Here is an 18,846-nt window from a genome sequence, read left to right on the forward strand (position 1 = left end):
CACGAGGAGGCTACCCGTGTCGAAAATTACTCCCCGACCTAGGGGGCCAAGCCCTTTGGCCGTCGCAGCAGCACTCAGCATGGCAAGCGGAGGGTGCTTCGCAGACATCGGCAAGCACTCTGAAAGCAGTCCGGAGGTGCAGGTGTACCGTGCTCTGCAAAAGGAGTTCTTGGAGGGGCCGCAGGGCAAGGAGCTCTTTGCCCGGTTGGGCGCGACGCTTTGCCAGCCGAAGTCTGAGCGCCGGGGTGACATCTACAGGTTGGATTCCGCGAGCAGTTTTTCAACAATCACCGGTGCCGCGGCTGACGCATACCCGTGCGCTCAGCTGATTGAGGGCACACCGGTCTGCGGGCAACTGGAGGGCCCCCCGTACTTTCAGGGCCCGGCAGATTCGGTCTGGCGCTTGCCAATGCATGGCGTGGCGTACGCGACCTACGTACGAGAACTTGCGCGGCGCGCCTCAATACCTCCAGGGGAGATTGAAGCTGAGCTAGCAGACATCGAAGAAGGCACGCTGGCGAGCATCCAAAGAACGTTGTCGCCCTCGGCCGCCGGCCCTGATTCCATGCGCACTCGCCTCGTGAACAATCCAGCGACCAAGGAGTTGAGCCTCATGGTCAAGTGGAACGCCTATGTCCTGGCGTTGCCAGATGCGCAGCGGGCAACGACCCCCGTCCTGTTGTCGGCTCGCCCTGTATGGGGCCAGTGTTACAACTCGCCCGGGACGGAGTACTTGGTGCGGTCGGTGCCGCCCGGTGCGATGATTCGCATCATCCAGGACTTCGACTGGAGGCTGTGTGGTGCGTTGAAGCAGGACCCCTGGGGCGATAAATGTGTGGGATGGACGGTGGTCGTCGCCAAGCGCGTCCTCATCGGAACATATCGGTACGAAGCACAGTGGCAGGACGGCAAGCGTTCGCGGCAAGTCTTGAACGTGGATGGGCGAACCGGAGACACACTGGACTTGCCTTGAGGCGTCTGGCTCCGGACGCAGGGACTCGAGTAAAGCCCCTTGCGAACTGCATCGTGCGCATACCGGCACCGGCCAGACGCCCGAGGCCTGGCCGCACCTGCCTTTGAGCACTCCGCAACCTCTCCCTGGCCAATTCGCGATGTGTTCGGTCGAGATGCGCTTCAAGTGGCCGCGCATCCCCGCCACTTTCCAGGAGCGGCGCGACAACCTGGCCGTGGCTCATCGTCCAGGCACTTACCTCCGGCGCCCCTAGCAGAACGCCCTCCACCCGGAGCTGGGCACCTCGACCCGGCAACACGAGCTGGAGCGCCGTCCTGATTACTCCGGAAAAGAGCGACATGTTGACCTGTTGTTCAGCAAAAACACGACACAGATGGCTTAACCCGGCTCCGAGAACCAAAAAACACGACACGTCGCTTGGCGCTAATGGCCGAAAAACACGACAATAGAAACTAATTGCACACCAAAAACACGACATTTCGCGCAACAAGGCTCGCTTGACCATGAAAAAAACGACAACGGTACTGGACGACACCCTCGTTCTGTACGCGGAGCTCTCGTCAGCGCAGGTGCGAACTGCTCAACGGCGACTCGCGGCGGGGGACCTGAAGCTTGTGGCCAAGGGCTTCGCAACCTCCTTGCCCGAGGGTGACTGGGAAGCCCTGGTCGCACGTCACCGAACCCGTGTGCTGGCCGCGTTCTTCCCCGGCACCGTCGTGAGCTTTCGAACCGCGTTCGACGGCGGTAGCCCGAGCAAGGGCACCGTCTTCCTGGTGGGCACGTACCGCCGCACCGTAGAGCTGCCCGGCCTTACGGTAGAGGTCTGGAAGGGACCGCCGCCGCAGGCTGGCGATGGCCAGATGATGGGGCGACCGATTTACTTCGCGTCGGAGCCTCGGATGTTGCTTGAGAACCTGTCACCAAGTCGAGGGGAGAGCCGCAGGAGCGTTGGCGCCGAAGCCGTGGAGAGGCGGCTGCTGGACATCTGCCACTCTCGTGGCGAAGAAGCCCTGAGCCAGTTGCGAGAGCGCGCGCGTGAGCTCGTGCCCGAACTGGGCCTCGAGGACGAGTTTTCCCAACTCGACGGCTTGGTGGGCAGCATCCTGAACTCTCGCCCGAGCGTTCTGACCACTCGAGAGGGAAAGGCTCTGACCGCGGCCATCCCTTACGACAGTGCGCGCTTGGAGCTATTCGAGAACTTCGCCCAACGCTTGCGCGCCGTCCCATTGCCCATCCCTGCCTCGTCGCTGACCACGGACCGTGCTCGGCGAAACTTCGCTTTTCTGGAGTCCTACTTCTCCAACTTCATCGAAGGAACGGAGTTTGCCGTCGAGGAAGCGCGCGGCTTCGTGCTGGAGGGCGTTCCGGTGGTGGCGCGACCCAAGGACTCGCACGACATCATCGGCGTGTTCGAGCAGGCGCTCAGCCCCACTTGGTCCACGCTTACGTTGCCCGCGGGCGAGCCGGTGCTCGAGCAGCTGCGCGCACGTCACAAAAAGCAGATGGAGAACCGGCCTGAGGTGGGCCCAGGGGAGTTCAAGCTGGTTGCCAATCGAGCAGGCAACACAGAGTTTGTGCTGCCGCCACTGGTGAGAGGAACCTTGGTTGAAGGGAGCAAGCTGCTATTGAGCGTCCCTGAGGGAACAGCTCGTGCGCTTTTGGCAATGTTCCTTGTAGCCGAAGTGCATCCCTTCAATGACGGCAATGGACGCCTGGCTCGCTTGGTCATGAACGCAGAACTGTCCGCCGTCGACGGTTGCCGCATCATCGTGCCGACGCTGTATCGCGAGGAGTACCTGGACTGCTTGCGCGTGCTGACCCGCGAAGGCGACCCAGCCCCATTCATCAAAGTCATGTGCCACATCCATGACTGGACATCCCGCTTCAGCTATGACGACATTGACCAGGTCATTTCGGACATGCGGCGCTGCAACGCCTTCGAGCGTTCGCGGAACCAATTTGAGCTCCTGATGCCCTAGAAACTCGGCATCGGCACCACGGCCTCTGCCAAGGCCAGAGGCAATATTCGAGAGCGCAAGTCGCGCCGTGGCTTAGTCGGCCCCAAGGAAAAGCTCCGCCGGGTGACGGCGGAGCTGGAATAAGCACAGGGCGGGCGGCGCTTAGGTCGCGCTGCTTGCAATCACGAGGTCGCGCTCGGCACGTGCGGCGTCATCTCGGGTCCGGAAGGTGTAGTCGCCTTCCTCGTCGAGTTCACCACGCCGGTCGTCGCAGACAATGCGCCACTTCTTGTCCGGGTAGTTGTTGCTGACGCAGCCACAGGCACCGGTGGGGTAGTGCAGGTTGGTGACGTACCAGCCTCCGTTGCGCCAGGGCAGGTATTGCGGCTCCCACGCGAAGACACCAATGGCGAAGCGGTCGGGGCTGCCTTCGATGGCGGCGCTCTTAACCAGAACCACGGGCTCACCGGCGAAGCGCTCGGCGGCCTCGTTGACGGTGCCTCTGAAGTCCTCGCGGTGGGTGTAGTCGGCGGGCACGACCTGCGGGGCGGTGCCAAATTCGTGAACGACCGCGGGAAGCTTGGCGGATTTCGCGTTGCGCGGGGTAGTTTGGGTCACAGGTTTCCTTTGAGTGATTTGGTGGCAGCACAGCTGCGCGAGTTTCTAAGTCGTATAGCTCCGCCAGGCCAAGCCAGAGGATGCGCGGGCCCCGTAAAACATGTTCGCGGTGGCGCGCCAAGCTACTACGCAAGACACAACGCCCAACTGAGACGGTGGTCATCGAGCGTGGAACCGTTCCTGCCATGAGACTGGCCAAGCATCCTCAAGAGTCTATAGGCTCTGCTCGCAAATAGAAGCCTAAACAGTTTAGGTTGTCCGGCGGGCCTCAACTCTGCTAAAATGGACACACCCAGAACGCTTTTAGAACCATTCGGAGTCACGCAATTTAAAGCAGGTGCTCGATGCAACGAGCACTGTCACCGCGGCAGCTTGCGGTTCAACAGAAAACCTGTCGTACGCTCTTCCCATGCAACTTCACTCATCCACTGAAACGTTGGCGCCGGCGGCACAAGCAGTCGCTGCCTCGCCGCCCGACACCCAGGCCCCAGACGTAGGCGGCGCGGCGCGCGCGGGCGTCACCCCGACCGTTGTGCGCCCCGCACTCAAGAAGCCGTACCTGCCACCCTTCGACGTCCTGATGAAGATGGACCTCGACATGCACCAACGCCGGGGCGGTGGCTCTGGCCGCAACAACCTGCTGCGCGACCTCGGCAAACGGGCCCGGTACATCCAGAGCATGCACCAGGAAGCGTTCCTTCCCACCTGGCGAGAGCATCAGACCCGAAGCTACAAGCGCAACTTCCCGTCTGTTTTCGGCCTGGACTACTTGGCGGAGTGGTGGCTCGACGGGGACCTTTGGGTTGGCCAGTACGCGCGCCCCGAACTCCAGAACGCCGCGGCGAAGCAGTTTTTCCTCGCCCTTCCGCTGGCCTACCTGAACGAAGGTGGCGAGGAGCTGATGGCACGCGACGTCGAGGCCCGTGACTTCAGCCATGTCGCCACCGTCATCGCCTGCCTGGAGAAGCTCAAGCGTCCGCTGCGGTCCATGCGCATTCCGGCCGACTTCGCATTCCCGCCGGGGTACGTCAAAGCGCTCGAGAAGCGAAAGGCGCTTGCCTCGGCAAGAGAACCCGTGGCCATTGCGGCTCCTGCCCGTGCCAAGACGCTCTCATCGGCTCTGGCGGCAGCTCTCGCCCTGAACAACAAAGACAAACCCTGCGGCATCCCTGCTGCGCCACCTGGAAAAACATGACCAACGAATCCGCACCTGAGGCCATCGAATCCTCGCCCGTCCTCTCTCCGGCAGAGGCGGAAGCGCTCGCCCAGGACATCGTCGCCCTGGCCGACTACACCCGCGGCTATTTCAGCCGCATCCCCGGCCCGGGTGAATTCCTGGTGACCGGCTTCCAGCAAGGCCGCCGCGATGCCTTGAGCCGCATAGGCTTTTGCGTCCAGGTACGCAAGGGCGTGGGTCAGTTCAGCAGTGACATCGTTTTCATGCGTCACGCCGCCGGCAAGCTGAGCACCCACGAGAACCAGAGCTTCATCCCGATGAGCCCGTACCAGCTGAAGCTGGCGCGAAAGCTCTTCGCGGGAATTCCGGAGTCGAACCTTCCCGAGGACGAAGACATGACCCACGGATACCGCTGCCAAGCCGGCATCCACGAAGTGGGCCACATCATCGAGAACTCGGCCTCCCGTGCTGCGCCCACCGCCGGCGTAGTGCTGCTCAACGTGACCGAGGCCAACGGCAGCGTCAGCTCCACCGCGTTCATCTGAGCCTCGCGCTCACGCTCCCTATTTCTGAATCGTTCGTTGCCTGGCGCGCGCCGGCGACGCTTCAGGCTCCGCCCGCTGTTGGGCAACACACCGGAAAACTCGTCCTCATGTCCAAGACCGATACGCTCCTTCGCGCCGAGAACCTGCGTCTGCGCGGCGCCCTTCAGCAAATTGCTGCCATCGAGAACGAGATGGTCGGAGGAGACTGGGATGAAATCGACCACGCGCGCACTGTGGCGCTCGACGCGCTGAACACGCCTCCCGTCACGTTCGACCAGGTGCCCACGAAGTTCATCGACCGGTTCCAGGAGGTCCTGACGCTGCTGGCCGGCGGCAAGGCCCCCTCGCTCGAGCACTGCGACATGTGGCTGCGCAACATCCAGGCCGGCGCCGTCGACCCCCTGCAGGAGTGGGCTGCCAACAATGTCGTGCTTCCCTGGGCCCAGGGCATCGGCGCCATCGACGCGGCCCGCACGCTCGCGGAGCAGCCGGAGGAGGGTGTGGAGCACGAGTCTTTCGAAGAAGCCTATCCCTCAGAGGTCGAGGTCACCGAGTTGGATGCTGAAGCGCAGGCTGCGGAAACCGACGACGAGTGGCTGGCGCGCATGCACGTTGCCATCAAGCAGTTCCACACCCACGACTTCGGCTCCGGCCCGCAGCTGCACGCTGACTGCATCTCCGATGCGCTGCGCAAAGGCCTGGCGCGAAGTGCGGAACGCGCCAGCAATGCCGAAGGGGCAGACGGCGCGGCCGGTGCAGATTCGCTGGAGCAGAACGTTCGCTACCTCCTCGAGAGGTGCCCGTTCACGGTGCGTGACCTCTCTGGCGAGCTCACGGGTGTTCGGGGTATCGAGTCCCTCACCGGCTCCCTGGCCATCACCTTCCTGGCCATGCAATCGCGCCTGACCGGCGCCGCGCAGCAGCAAGCGGCGACCACGGGACGTGGTCTGAGCGTCGACCTTCCCGAACGTGTCGCGGACGTTGTCGCCCAGACAGCTGGCATCTCCGGTGTCTTCACGCCGCAGTTCTACCGGTTCGCGCAGGACTTGAAGGACGAGGTCCTGGCACGGGTTCCGAGCTCGGCGTTGGCCACGGGCGGACAGTCGCAGGCGGCCCAAACCCTGCACGAATTCAAGAATTTCCACCGCAACCTCTGCATGCGCTTCGACTACGTTCACGACGAGCGGGATTGGAAGCGCGACCAGGCCTCCCTCGAAGAGCACATCGCGGCGCGGTTCACTCGTAGCCCGGCGTGAGTGCGGCGCAACCACCTGGCCCATGGGGCGCGCATCCGGTGAGCAAGTCATGGTGTGTCTGGCGCGAGTGGCCCTGTGGCAGGGTTGAGTACCTGCTCCGAGCCGACGGGCAGATGCGCCGGTTTCGTTCCGAAGAAGGTGCATGCGCCACCATTGCCAAATCATCAGTTGCTATCAACGGCGCCTCAGGCGCGGCACCCAAGGATTAAATACATGGCCAACCACATCGAGAACCTTCTCGAGATACTGGACGAAATAAAGGAGCATGGGCTCTCCTGGGACGACCGGTACGACGCCGTCATGGACAAGGCGCGTCAGGCGAGCAAAGGGGCGGGAGGCCGGGGGCCTGCCAGCAAGCTGGAGGCCGAAGAGACCGCGGTGGTTCCGGAGGACGTGGTTCGGCACATCTTCACCCTGGCCGAGCGCTGGGCCGACGCTCGCGTCGATGCCATCCGCAAGCGGGCCTGGGGCCCCGAGGTGCGCAAGGCGCAGGATGCCTTGTGGGAGTTCTGCAGAGGCCTGGGCAAACAAGCCTCCGCTGCAGCGCCGGCGCCCGGCTCCGACCCGGTGCCTGGCGGCCAAGTCATGATGTCGATGCAGCCTGAGCTCGAGCTGGGCTGGGTCCGCTACGAAAAGGCGCGCAAGCTCAATCCCCAGCAGTGGGCGGACCTTCATGCCCGCAACCTGGCGGGCGAGAACTTTGACGACATGGTTGACGCCCTGCCCGTGCCCTCGACCCCGCGACCTGAAGGCTGAGGCCTTGTTCCCTGCGTGCCGGCCGAAGTGCTCGCGCGCCCTCGAAGACCGAAAAACCAATGCTCAGACGACCTGGTACCGCTGACGCAAGCCTTCGGCACCGTGAACTCCTCGGCTTCCCTTGGTGAGCTGGACCGCAAGCCCAACGAGGTATCCCATGGGTGCGTCTCGTTGCGCCATACGTGCCGTATCGCAGCCCGCCCCCTCGAACACTCTGCAACCGTGACCCTGATGCGACGACCCGGACGATGGAGAACCTGTGGCCTGAATGCGTCCGCGCCGCGAAGAAGCCGTTTCCGACGCTTGAATATCTCTGAACCCCATCATGCCTGACAGCAAATTCATCGTGAGCTTCGTGCTGCTGGCCTTCGTGGTCCTGGCGCAAAACGCTGCAACCCTTGCGGGGGCCACCCTCATTGGCGAACTCGGGCCACAGACCGCAGCCGCTGCAAAGACCCTCAACCTGGTCCTCTCCATCGCTTGCATCGGGGCCGCCACGCAATTCTTCTTTCCTCACTGGTGGGGCGAAGGAAACGAGGAATTTCGCCGTGAGCTCGAGGAGCGCGAGCGCAACCGTCGGGATTGACGACGAGCCCCGCAATCAGTGGGCGGACAGCGCACGATGCGGACAAATGAAAGGCGCTACCTGGCCGACGTCCCTGCCAGCGCGGGTAGACGCAGCCGAGGACGCCGACAAGGAAGTGACGCGCGAGCCCTCAAGGCCGGCGGCCCCCGGCCGGGACAGGCGCGAACCCGGCTTCCAGGACGCGGAAGTCAGGTGCTTGGTGACGCAGGGAGGGCTCGGCTGCACAATGCGACCACCACAGGCAAAGCAGGAGGGCGCCATGCCGAAAGCCACAGTCCTCAGAACGCGTTTTCGCTGCCTGGCCGCCTCTATGCTTTTGGGAGCCGCCGGCTCCGGCTGTCTGGCAGACATCGGCAAGCACCCAGAGGCGAGCCTTGAAGTACAGGTCTACCGGGCGCTGGAGAAGGAGTTCCTGCAAAGTGCGTCAGGCAAAACGCTGCTTGAAGAACTTGCAAAGACCCGGTGTGCCCGCTCACCGGTAAGCGCCTATAACTATGCGCCAACCGAATCGGACACACGCGTGCGAGAGATGGACGCTGCTGCGGGCAAGGCTTTGCCTTGCAACCAGCATCTGTATGGCGTGTGCGGCTATGCGAACATCACGGGGCCCAGGCCTTTTAGCTCCACCTGGGCTAGCACGATGAAGGGCGTGGCTTTCCGCTTGTACATGGTTGAGCTCGTCCGGATGACGGGCATGCAAGTTCCGGAGCTTGAGAGGGCATTGCAGGCCTTGGCAGAAAGGGACGTTCAGGACATCGCCGCGAGGTTGAGCGGCACTGAGGCCGACCCAAAGGCTGCGGCGTTCAAGGGTCTCTACCGCGAAGGTGATTACGGTGAGCTTGAGGCTTCGCTTGCGAAGAAATGGAACGGGCTGGTTCTGGCGCTCCCGGAGAGCCGTCGCCACGAGGTTCCGCTCCTGCTGTTTGGCGGCGGCATGTGCCACTTTCTGCTCGGCGACCCATTTGAGGTCAGGACAGAGCCGTCCGGGGCAACGGTGAGCTTGATTCTCGATTTCGACTGGCTGTTATGCCAGGCACTCGGGCGCGACCCGTGGAATCAATCCGACTGCCCCGGCTGGTTCGTGCTTGCATCTCCGGGGCATCGACTGCTGGGAACCTACCGCTACGAAGCCAAATGGCCGGGACGACCCGTGTCGCGGAACACAATTCGAACCGAAGGCGCGGTGGGGAAAGTCCTTGTACTGCGATGACGCACCGCACCGAGGAGAGTTGGTTCACGGTTTGGGGCACCTCACGGGTAGCGCTCTAGCGCCGGTCGCCCGTCTATGGACACAGCGGCGTGACCTGACACTCCGCGTCGGACTGCGCAGTGCGAAGCGTCAGCTGGTGGCAGCTGGCGTCGTTTGAGGCCTGCGTGGTCGGCGCGCAGCCGACGGCTCAAGACCCAGGTCCTGCAGCTTCCGGCCGAGTACGTCATCCTTTGCAACCAGGTCAAGGTCCTTCTCCAGGCGTAGCACACGCAACGCTCGAAGATAGGTTCCCAGGGCGATGTTCGGTTCGCCTTTCTCCAGCCGATGTAGTGTGTCGCGCGAAACTCCCACGCGCTCTGCCATTTGGACGGCCGAAATCTTGCGGCGTAGGCGCGCCATGCGCAGACGGTCGCCAAGCGCCTCCATCTGGCGAGCTACAGAGGGAAACGGTCGTTGGAAGGTTCTGCTCATGGTGTCCGATACTTCAGGCTCAAAGCTGTAATCTGACGATAGTATCGGACGTCGACCGGCTTAGAGCAGGGCTTTCCCGCTAAATTGCCTCCCTAGACGGAGGCAATGCGTGTCTTCATCTACCTCAATCTCCACCGGCGGTGCCTCTCCGTGCGCAGCGAGGACCGTGAGACCCGTGGCCGCGTCATCGCCCACGTCGACGCTGTCGAGCTGGAGAACGCGTCTTTCGTGGTCTCGCAGGCCGGCCGGCAGCGCGCCCTGCGAGAGAAGCGCAAGAACGTCCACGCGGGCATCCGCGGTGAGCTGGTGGGCTGGCTGGAGTCAGGCGCGAGCATTGCTGACAAGCGGCCCTGGCAGCAAAAGGTACGCAGGATGCGCGGGGTCGGCGTGACCTACGACCCGTACCGCTACAGCACCTTCGTGGACCGAGCCACGCGAGAACCTGTTTTCAAGAGCGCGCGTGTGGTGGCACTGGGGAGCTCGGTCGTTGCCCGCAAGACACGCGTGCCGACCTGACTGGGCTCACGGCGGGCGAAGCGATAGTGCGAGGCTACTTCCCGCTTGCGCCCTCGTATTGTGGTGCGCAACCATCGAAAGAACATGTTCTTCGGAGTCGCCGCTTGTGACACTGCTCGACGACTGGTAACGTATAGCGGTTTGCGGTATCTAAGCAAGCGGCCTCTACCTCTCATGCCCCGCCCGCTCCGAAAGACCTCGGCCACGTCGCTGAAGCTCACCCCCGAGGTTCGCGACCTCTGGGAGCAATGTGCGGCGGCGGAGAGCCGCAGTTTGACCAACATGTTTGAGGTCCTGGTGCGCGAGCATGCCAAGAGGTTGCATCTTGCACCCGCGCCGGCTCCCCCAGCGTCCGCCAAGAAAACCAAGCCGTCCAAGAACTAACAGGGAACCAGCTCATGGCCCAGAATTTTTCCGAACTCGCGAACTTCCTCTGGTCGGTCGCCGACCTCCTGCGCGGCGACTACAAGCAGGCGGACTATGGCAAGGTCATCCTCCCGTTCACCCTGTTGCGCCGCCTGGACTGCGTGTTGGAGAGCACGAAGGAGGATGTGCTCGCCGAGTCCAAGAAGCGCAAGGATACTGGCATCAACCTCGACCCCTTTCTCAAGCGCAAGAGCAAGCAGGCCTTCTACAACGTCAGCCCGTTTACCTTGCCGGGCCTGCTCGCTGACCAGAAGCACATTCGCCAGAACCTGGTGGCCTACCTGGGCGACTTCTCGGAAGACGCGCGCGACGTGTTCGAGCGCTTCAAGTTCACCGAGCGAGTGGCGGAGCTAGAGGAGAAGAACCTCCTGTTCCAACTGGTGCAGAAGTTCGCCAACGTCGACCTCCATCCGGACGTGGTGCCTAACGAGACCATGGGCCTCGTCTTCGAGGAGCTGATTCGGAAGTTCGCGGAAGCCTCGAACGAGACGGCCGGCGAGCACTTCACACCCCGAGAAGTCATCCACCTCATCGTGCAATGCCTCTTCGCGGGTGATGACGAAGCGCTGGCCAAGCCGGGGGTGGTGCGTTCGATGTACGACCCTACTGCTGGCACCGGCGGCATCCTGTCGGTGGGCGAGGCCGTCGCGCGCTCAATCAACAACTCTGCCGTCATCCGCCTGTTTGGCCAGGAGCTGAACGACGAGTCGTACGCCATCTGCAAGGCGGACATGCTCATCAAGGGCCAGGACCCGAAGAACATCGTCCGCGGCAACACGCTGTCGGCCGATGGCTTCGCTGGCGACAAGTTCGACTACGGGGCTGCGAACCCGCCATTCGGGGTGGACTGGAAGAAGGTCCAGGACGTCGTGAAGGCCGAGCACGAGAAAAAGGGATATGCCGGCCGTTTCGGGCCTGGCCTGCCGCGCGTCTCGGACGGCTCGTTGCTCTTCCTCATGCACCTGATTTCGAAGATGCGCCCTGCTGCCGACGGCGGCGGTCGCATCGGCATCGTCCTGAACGGCTCGCCTCTCTTCACCGGCGATGCCGGGTCTGGCGAATCAGAAATTCGCCGGTGGATTCTCGAAAACGACCTCTTGGAGGCAATCGTCGCGCTGCCTAACGACCTGTTCTACAACACCGGCATCGCGACCTACATCTGGCTGCTGTCAAACCACAAAGGCGCTGAGCGCAGGGGCAAGGTACAGCTCATCGATGCGACGCGCATGTACAAGAGGATGAAGAGCCTTGGCAACAAGCGCGTGTTCATCACCGACGAACAGGTCGAGGAAATCGTGAAGGTCTACGCGGGCGCTGTCGACCAGGCCACCTTCGCGGGTGAGTTCGCCGAGACGGGCAAGAACGGCAACGGGAGGGGTCAGGCCGAGCCGGCGCGCATTGTGTCGAAGGTCTTTGAAAACAAGTTTTTTGGATACCGCAAGGTCACCGTTGACCGACCGCCGCAGGAGGGCAAGGCGCCGCCCAAACTCAAGAAGGGGCAGAAGCCGTACGACCCAGACCTGCGCGACACCGAGAACGTGCCGCTCTCCGAAGACGTCAAGGCATACATGGTGCGCGAGGTACTGCCGCACGTGCCCGACGCGTATGTTAACGAGGACGTCTGCGACGAAAAGGACGGCCAGGTCGGCAAGGTCGGCTATGAAATCAACTTCAACCGCTACTTTTACGTGTACAAGCCGCCGCGCAAGCCGGCCGTCATCGCCAAGGAAATTGGCGAGATGGAGAAGCGGTTCATGGAGCTGATGAAGGGAGTGCTCGCTTGAGTACCCTGACGCCCTTCGTTACGAAGCATCCAACCAAGCCGCTGAAGTTCCTTGCCGGCCTGAGAGGGACCAAGGTTGACAGCGTGCCCGCCGAGGGCGTTTATGTCGGCCTAGAACAAATCGAATCTTGGACGGGCCGCTTATCCGGCATTGAGCTACAACAGCAGCCGGAAGGCAGTGCGAACGTATTCGAGCCAGGCGACGTGCTCTTCGGAAAGCTTCGCCCCTATTTGGCCAAAGGGTGGGTGGCCGAAAGTCACGGATTCAGCACGACGGAGTGTCTGGTCCTGCGAACTGAGGGTGTAGACGCACGTTTTCTTAGGTATTGTCTTCTGTCCACGGAAAATATTTCCGCCATCGATGGTTCAACCTACGGGTCAAAGATGCCGCGAGCTGACTGGAGCTTCATCGGAAGCGTCAACTTTCCAGCACCCGCTCGCTCCGACCAAGTGCGCATCGCCAACTTCCTTGACGAAAAGACCGCGCGAATTGATGCGTTGATTGCAGAGAAAGAACAACTCCTGGTGTCACTTGACGATGCACTTGAGGCCTATGCGTTCGACTTCGCGAGCGAGGGACTTCAGCGCAAAGGAACTTCCAGTGGACGCAAGGAAGGCTGGCTCGCCCGCGTGCCAGCCCATTGGTCGACTCCGAAGCTGGGCTATTTCGCAGATGTTGGAAACGGCTGCACGCCGAAGAGAGAGGTGCAGAAGTACTGGTTGGACGGAACCATGCCTTGGGTCACCAGCACCGCCATCAACGACAGAGTCATCAAGGAGACGGCAGAGTGCGTGACCGACTGCGCCCTGTCCGAAACCGGACTCCGTGTGGTGCGGCCAGGAAGCGCCATAGTTGGCCTTATCGGCCAAGGACCAACGCGGGGCATGACCGCTCGGCTGGCGATTCCGGCCACGGTGAGCCAGAACGTCGCATATGTGACCTCAAGGAGTCCCGAGGTTTCAGACGACTACCTGGTTGTCGTACTAACAGGGCTGTACACCGCACTGCGCTACCTTAGTGACGGGAGCGGCGGTGCTCAAGGGGCGATGAACTGCGACACCCTGAGAGCCTTCCGAGTACCGATTGCGCCGCGAAGCGAACAAGACGCAATCGTGCAAGCGTTCATCGCAAAAAAGCACGCGATTGAAGGCTTGCAGGAACATGCCAGAGCGCATATCCAGCGCTTAAGCGAGTACCGCTCTTCGCTGATTTCCGCGGCGGTGACCGGCCTCCTGCAGGTCGGCACTGTGCTCAAGGGGGCTATCTGATTCCCAAGCCGCTGCTGGACGTGAAGAGGCGGACCTTCTTGCCTTCGTTGAGCAGGAGGCCGGGGAGGGTCCTCAAATCACCGCTACTCTAGAGAACGACATCGCTGGAGAGGAACGTGCACCACATCTTGAACATCATGAACTATTTTGCTTCGCTGCGACCGGGTCGGCGCGACGACCCGCTGACTGCGGAGTGGAAGGGAAAACAGCTACGAGCATGGGCAAACCTCTTGATTCTGCTCATCGGATTGGGGCTGAGCGCAGCTATTGCGAGCTTCCTTGACACGATGGATGGCAACCCCGGTCTGAGTACGATGTCCGAGCGGTGGCGCCCCGCAGTCTCGTGCATGGTCGCCGGAGGACTGGGACTCGTGCTCCTCTTCACCGTATGCTCCTGGGCGGTCGGTCGCTCGCTTCTTGAAGAAGCAGGGGATTGAGTGATGCCGACCACGTCCAACATTCACACCGAACGCGTTTTCGAGAACGAGCTCTGCACGCAGCTCGAGGCTCACGGCTGGTCGGTCAAAACCCATCCCAAGCAGGCCTCCAGCTACTCGAAGGAGTACGCAATCCTGGCCGAGGACCTGCTGGCTTTCGTGCAGGATACGCAGCCCACCGAGTGGGCCAAGTTCAAGAAGTGGCACAACGGTCAGTCCGACGCTGTCTTCGTCAAGCGGGTTGCTAAGCAACTGGACACCCACGGCACGCTGCACCTCCTGCGCCATGGCTTCAAGGACGTCGACGCCAAGTTCTTCCTCTGCCAGTTCAAGCCGGCCCACAAGAAGAACCCCAAGCTGCTGGACCTGTACCAGAAGAACCGGCTCACGGTGGTCCGCCAGCTGCACTACAGCCTGCACAACGAGAACAGCATCGACCTGACGCTGTTCGTCAGCGGCCTTCCAGTCGCAACCGGCGAAATCAAGACCGACCTGACCCAGAACGTCAAGGACGCCATCAGTCAGTACAAGAAGGACCGGTTGCCGAAGGACCCGAAGTCCAAGGAGCTGGAGCCTCTTCTCCAGTTCAAAACCCGCGCGCTGGTTCACTTCGCCATCTCCAGCGACCTGGTCTTCATGACCACGAAGCTTGCGGGCGACGATACCCAGTTCCTGCCCTTCAACATAGGCAGGCCGGATGGCGTCGATATGCTGAGCGCAGGCGCCGGAAATCCGCCCGCGCCGCCCGGGAAGGGTTACCCTACTTACTACCTGTGGGAGTACGTCTGGCGACCAGATGTCTGGCTCGAGGTGCTGGGCGAGTTCATGCACCTGGAAGCGAAGGAGGTCGAGGATTCTGACGGCAAGAAGGCCACCAAGGAATCCCTCATTTTCCCGCGGTATCACCAGCTCGTGGCCGTGCAGGAACTGATTCGCGCGGCGGCCGAGGAAAGCCCGGGCAAGGACTATCTGGTCCAGCACTCCGCCGGCTCGGGCAAGTCGAATTCCATCGCCTGGGTAGCGCACCGCCTTTCCAACCTGCATGACGCGGCCGACAAGAAGACGTTCGACACAGTCGTCGTGGTAACGGACCGCCGCGTGCTGGACAAGCAGTTGCAGGACACCATCAGCCAATTCGAGCACAGGGCCGGCGTGGTGCAGGTCATCTCCGAGAACAGCGCGCAGCTGGCCATGGCCCTGAACGTGGGCGCGCCGATTGTCGTAACGACTCTGCAGAAGTTCGGCTTCATCCTGGACCAGGTCGGAGCGCTGGGGAAACGCAAGTTTGCCCTCATCGTCGACGAGGCACATTCCAGCCAGACGGGCACCGCGGCGCGCAAGCTGCGGGAGGCCCTCACCAAGGGCAAACCGAAACAGAAGGCGGCCGAAGTCATCGACGGGGTGGAAGTCCAGGTCGAGGCTGACGTCGACATCGACCCGGAAGACCTAACCTCCGAGGACATGGTCGCCCTGGCAATCGAGGGACGCAAGCGCCCCGAGAACGTCAGCTACTTCGCCTTCACGGCCACCCCAAAGTCCAAGACCTTGGAGCTGTTCGGCCGAAAAGGGCCCGAGGGCACACCGGTGCCATTCCACGTCTACTCGATGCGCCAAGCCATCGAGGAAGGCTTCATCCTGGACGTGCTGAGGCACTACACCAGCTACAGCACCTTCTATAAGCTGGGCGCGGTAGCCAATGAAAAACTTGTGCCGCAGAAGAAGGCCAAGATGGCGCTGGCTCAATACGCCAAGCTGCACCCGCACAACATTTCGCAGAAGGTCGTGGTCATCGTGGAGCACTTCCGCGAGCACGTGGCGGCCAAGATTGGCGGCAAGGCGAAGGCAATGCTGGTGACCGACAGCCGGAAGGCTGCGGTCCGCTACAAGCTGGCCATCGACCGGTACATCAAGGACCAGAAGTACACCGACCTGCGTACGCTGGTAGCATTTTCGGGCGCCGTGCTGGACCCGGACTCGGGGGCCGACGAGTTCACCGAGTCGAACATGAACGACGTCAAGGGACAGGAGCCCTCGGAGGCGTTCAAGCAGGATGAGTACCGCATCCTGCTGGTGGCCAACAAGTACCAGGTCGGCTTTGACCAGCCGCTGCTGCACACGATGTACGTCGACAAGCGCCTGTCGGGAGTGCTGGCCGTCCAGACTCTGTCGCGCCTGAACCGCATGTACCCCGGCAAGGAGGACACGTTTGTCTTAGACTTCGTGAACCGGCCCGACGAAATCCTCGCGAGTTTCCAGCCCTACTACCGCACCGCGCAGCTCGAGGACGTCACCGACCCGAACGTCGTGCACGAGCTGTTCACAAAGCTTGACAAGGCCGGCGTGTACTACTGGACCGAGGTCGAGCAGTTCGCTGCGGCCTTCTTTGACCCCAAGGTCAAGAGCCAAGGCGCCCTGCATGCCGTTCTCAAGCCCGCATTTGACCGCTATGAAGGGCTGGAGGACGAGCCACAGGAGCTGTTTCGGAAGGACCTGGGCTCGTTCCTGCGCCTTTACGAGTTTCTGTCGCAAATCATCCCCTACGACGACCCCGAGCTGGAGAAGCTTTTCGTTTTCGGAAAGAACCTGATGCCGCGCCTGGCCGCCCACGGCAAGGACAAGCACAAGCTGGAGCTTGACGCCGACGTGAAGCTGACGCACTACCGCTTGCAGAAAGTGGGCGAGCAGCAGCTGGACCTGGAAAAGGCCGAGGTCGTGAAGCTTCCTGGCATCGGCGAAGCCGGCACGGGCTCGGCGCCCGAGGACGAGAAGAAGGCGCTGCGCGAGATTGTGGCCAAGATGAATGACCTGTTCTCCGGGCACATCACCGAGTCGGACTTCATCGGCGCGGTCACCACCTGGCAAGGTCACCTGGCCAAGAACGAGAAGCTCGCTGCCCAGGCCCGCAACAACAGCGAGGAGCAGTTCGCGATGGGTGACTTCAAGGATGCCTTCACGGACGTCGTCATCGAGGCCCAGGACGCTCACAACCAGATTGCAGAGCAGTTGCTGAAGGACGAGCGCATCTTCGGCATGATGCAGAAGATGGTGGCCAAGATGGTTTGGCAGGGGTTCCAGCAGGGGCCAGCCGCCCGCACCTAGTGCCGACGCACATGCCTGAAGCCGACCTGCGGGCCGGCTCGAAACCTCCGCGCGCGGGCCGATACTGAAGCGCGCCGGACGGACGGCAGGCAACAGTTGCCGCGGGAGGTTTACCGACATGGCGAGACCGAGGCTGGCAAGCTGCAGTCGAGTTCGCAGGTTCCAAGGAGAACGGTCATCTCCTGCGCGGAAGCTGCCGCAGGGCGCCCGCGGTCAACGGAGGTCCCCCAGTCCGCCCAAAGAAAGACCGCACAGCGTGAGCTGTGCGGCCTTGAACAAGGTCTTGCGGCGAACCGCATAGTCCTGGAGGGTTGCTTGTGGGTCAAGCAATCAGGCAGCTGCTTTTATCGCGCGGCGGGCGCCGGTTACGACTTGGTCATTGCCAGGGTTGAAGAACACCGGTTGCGGCATTCGCTTCATGACACGCCAAGTGACTGCATTGAGCAGCCTGAGCGTCAGCCTTCCACGAATCTGCAATGCCGCGAGGGGCACCCAAGCGAGCCTGTCGCAGTCGATGTACAGCAAGCAACCGTGCTTCCAGCCAGCGGACTCTGCCGAGACCCGGTCCCTCGGGAAAGGGATGTAGCCAGGGCGGCGCTTGTTGTTGCCGTGAGCGTCGGTTCCGGCGTACGCGACCAGCGCCATCTCACCATCCACTTGCAGAAGGACGGAGTGGTGGTCGGCAAGATTGCGGTACTTCTCGATGAGGCGGCCTTCGATGACGGCGACCGTCTTCACGGGGAACATGCCAAACACGGTGGTGCCGGCGGGGGTGTTCTTGGTAACTTCTGTCATTTCTCTCTCCTGATGAAGGGAAAGAGGGGCGGGTGCCCCTCCGGTTGAGGGGCAACGCCGAATGCGCTGTCCTATGACGCCTATAGCGATTGAGCCGACGCGCTGGAGTCTGGCTGCCGCCGGCGAGATGGCGTCCGCGAAGAATCGGGTTTTCGCTCTGACCGCCGACGTCACAAGGGCTGGTCTCAGGCGCTGACCGCACGACGAAAGCCGCGGGACCAAGAGAAAAACCGCACAGCGTGAGCTGTGCGGTCTAGAACAAGAGTTGCGGCGAACCGCATAGTCCGGTGAGGGGTGCCTGAATGCTTGTGGGTCAAGCAATCAGGCAGCTGCTTTCATCGCGCGGCGGGCGCCGGTCACGACTTCATCATCGAGCTCGCTGTAAACGACGGGCTGGGCCCGGCGCTTCATGACGCGCATCGAAACTGCGTTGAACAGTGCATTGGACAGACGTCCACGCACTTGCAGCGCTTGGACGGGAACCCAAGCGAGCACGTCGCAGTCCACGTAGTACTCGCTGCCGAACTTCCAACCAGCCTTCTCCGCCGAGACCACATCTCTCGGGAAAGAGATGTAGCCCGGGCGGCGCTTGTTGGCTTCGTCAGCGTCGGTTCCGGCGTATGCCACCAGAGCCTTGCTGCCATCGACGCCCAGAAGGACGCAGTGATGGTCGACGAGGTTGCGTTGCTTTTCGATGAGGCGGCCATTGACGACAGTCACCGTTTTCACGGGGAACATGCCGAACACGGTGGAGCCCGCGGGGGTGTTCTTCGTAACTTGGGTCATATCTCTCTCCTTGTGATGGGAAAGAGGGGCGGGTGCCCCTCTTGGTTGAGGGGCAACGTGCGCTGTCCTATGACGTCTATAGCGAACTACCGCCCAGCGGCCGGCCGAGCTTCTTTACGCCCGTGGTGGGCCCTGACTGAGCCAGCCGTGGCCAGCTGGGCAGTCGCCCTCGGTAGACCGGCGTG

At 62.2% G+C, this 18,846-nt stretch carries 17 protein-coding genes; 13 read left to right on the forward strand and 4 right to left on the reverse strand.

Features of this window, described 5'->3' with window-relative positions:
- Positions 1 to 142: 142 nt before the first annotated feature.
- Together E5P2_RS28905 and E5P2_RS28910 are read left to right on the forward strand one after the other, a co-directional pair.
- On the forward strand, positions 143 to 973 hold the full coding sequence (locus E5P2_RS28905; RefSeq protein ID WP_162570780.1) for a hypothetical protein: 831 nt from the start codon (positions 143 to 145) through the stop codon (positions 971 to 973).
- A 503-nt stretch (positions 974 to 1,476) separates the two neighbouring features.
- On the forward strand, positions 1,477 to 2,952 hold the full coding sequence (locus E5P2_RS28910; protein ID WP_068677349.1) for a Fic family protein: 1,476 nt from the start codon (positions 1,477 to 1,479) through the stop codon (positions 2,950 to 2,952).
- Positions 2,953 to 3,093: 141 nt separating this feature from the next.
- On the opposite strand, the gene E5P2_RS28915 is transcribed toward E5P2_RS28910, so the two are convergent.
- Positions 3,094 to 3,549 carry a hypothetical protein gene (locus E5P2_RS28915; protein WP_180988656.1) on the reverse strand — a complete coding sequence of 152 codons (456 nt, stop codon included), beginning with the start codon at positions 3,547 to 3,549 and terminating at the stop codon, positions 3,094 to 3,096.
- A 409-nt stretch (positions 3,550 to 3,958) separates the two neighbouring features.
- Between E5P2_RS28915 and E5P2_RS28920 the strand changes: the two genes are divergently transcribed.
- From E5P2_RS28920 to E5P2_RS28945, 6 genes are all read left to right on the forward strand, one after another.
- Positions 3,959 to 4,744, forward strand: a complete 786-nt coding sequence (locus tag E5P2_RS28920) for a hypothetical protein (RefSeq protein ID WP_162570781.1) — start codon at positions 3,959 to 3,961, stop codon at positions 4,742 to 4,744.
- Complete coding sequence (locus E5P2_RS28925; RefSeq protein WP_068677353.1) at positions 4,741 to 5,271, forward strand: hypothetical protein; 531 nt, start codon at positions 4,741 to 4,743, stop codon at positions 5,269 to 5,271. Before E5P2_RS28920 ends, E5P2_RS28925 begins: the two co-directional genes overlap by 4 nt.
- A gap of 107 nt (positions 5,272 to 5,378) precedes the next feature.
- Positions 5,379 to 6,527 (forward strand): hypothetical protein, encoded by a 1,149-nt coding sequence (locus E5P2_RS28930; RefSeq protein ID WP_068677355.1) that lies wholly within the window; start codon positions 5,379 to 5,381, stop codon positions 6,525 to 6,527.
- Between the two features lie 213 nt (positions 6,528 to 6,740).
- Positions 6,741 to 7,283, forward strand: coding sequence for a hypothetical protein (locus tag E5P2_RS28935; RefSeq protein WP_068677357.1), 543 nt, complete (start codon positions 6,741 to 6,743; stop codon positions 7,281 to 7,283).
- Positions 7,284 to 7,608: 325 nt separating this feature from the next.
- Positions 7,609 to 7,869 (forward strand): hypothetical protein, encoded by a 261-nt coding sequence (locus E5P2_RS28940; RefSeq protein WP_068677359.1) that lies wholly within the window; start codon positions 7,609 to 7,611, stop codon positions 7,867 to 7,869.
- A gap of 259 nt (positions 7,870 to 8,128) precedes the next feature.
- Complete coding sequence (locus tag E5P2_RS28945; RefSeq protein WP_146039505.1) at positions 8,129 to 9,079, forward strand: hypothetical protein; 951 nt, start codon at positions 8,129 to 8,131, stop codon at positions 9,077 to 9,079.
- A gap of 129 nt (positions 9,080 to 9,208) precedes the next feature.
- On the opposite strand, the gene E5P2_RS28950 is transcribed toward E5P2_RS28945, so the two are convergent.
- Entirely contained in the window at positions 9,209 to 9,550 is a 342-nt protein-coding gene (locus E5P2_RS28950; RefSeq protein WP_068677363.1) for a helix-turn-helix transcriptional regulator, read from the reverse strand.
- Between the two features lie 105 nt (positions 9,551 to 9,655).
- Between E5P2_RS28950 and E5P2_RS28955 the strand changes: the two genes are divergently transcribed.
- The 5 genes from E5P2_RS28955 to E5P2_RS28975 all read left to right on the forward strand — a co-directional run bounded on the left by E5P2_RS28955 (position 9,656) and on the right by E5P2_RS28975 (position 17,080).
- The gene (locus tag E5P2_RS28955; RefSeq protein ID WP_068677365.1) at positions 9,656 to 10,066 is read left to right on the forward strand and encodes a hypothetical protein; all 411 of its coding nucleotides are present in this window, start codon (positions 9,656 to 9,658) and stop codon (positions 10,064 to 10,066) included.
- A gap of 398 nt (positions 10,067 to 10,464) precedes the next feature.
- Entirely contained in the window at positions 10,465 to 12,276 is a 1,812-nt protein-coding gene (locus E5P2_RS28960; RefSeq protein WP_162570782.1) for a type I restriction-modification system subunit M, read from the forward strand.
- Complete coding sequence (locus E5P2_RS28965) at positions 12,273 to 13,544, forward strand: restriction endonuclease subunit S (RefSeq protein ID WP_068677372.1); 1,272 nt, start codon at positions 12,273 to 12,275, stop codon at positions 13,542 to 13,544. Before E5P2_RS28960 ends, E5P2_RS28965 begins: the two co-directional genes overlap by 4 nt.
- A gap of 128 nt (positions 13,545 to 13,672) precedes the next feature.
- Positions 13,673 to 13,981: a hypothetical protein gene (locus E5P2_RS28970; protein WP_162577746.1), complete on the forward strand. Its 309-nt coding sequence runs from the start codon at positions 13,673 to 13,675 to the stop codon at positions 13,979 to 13,981.
- 3 nt (positions 13,982 to 13,984) lie between these two features.
- Positions 13,985 to 17,080 carry a type I restriction endonuclease subunit R gene (locus E5P2_RS28975; protein ID WP_162570784.1) on the forward strand — a complete coding sequence of 1,032 codons (3,096 nt, stop codon included), beginning with the start codon at positions 13,985 to 13,987 and terminating at the stop codon, positions 17,078 to 17,080.
- Positions 17,081 to 17,410: 330 nt separating this feature from the next.
- Here the strand turns inward: E5P2_RS28975 and E5P2_RS28980 are convergent, their stop codons facing one another.
- Entirely contained in the window at positions 17,411 to 17,875 is a 465-nt protein-coding gene (locus E5P2_RS28980) for a hypothetical protein (RefSeq protein WP_162570785.1), read from the reverse strand.
- 321 nt (positions 17,876 to 18,196) lie between these two features.
- The gene (locus E5P2_RS28985) at positions 18,197 to 18,661 is read right to left on the reverse strand and encodes a hypothetical protein (RefSeq protein ID WP_068677378.1); all 465 of its coding nucleotides are present in this window, start codon (positions 18,659 to 18,661) and stop codon (positions 18,197 to 18,199) included.
- Positions 18,662 to 18,846 lie beyond the last annotated feature (185 nt).

Origin of the sequence: Variovorax sp. SRS16, assembly GCF_901827165.1 — a bacterium.
Classification (GTDB): Bacteria; Pseudomonadota; Gammaproteobacteria; order Burkholderiales; family Burkholderiaceae_C; genus Variovorax.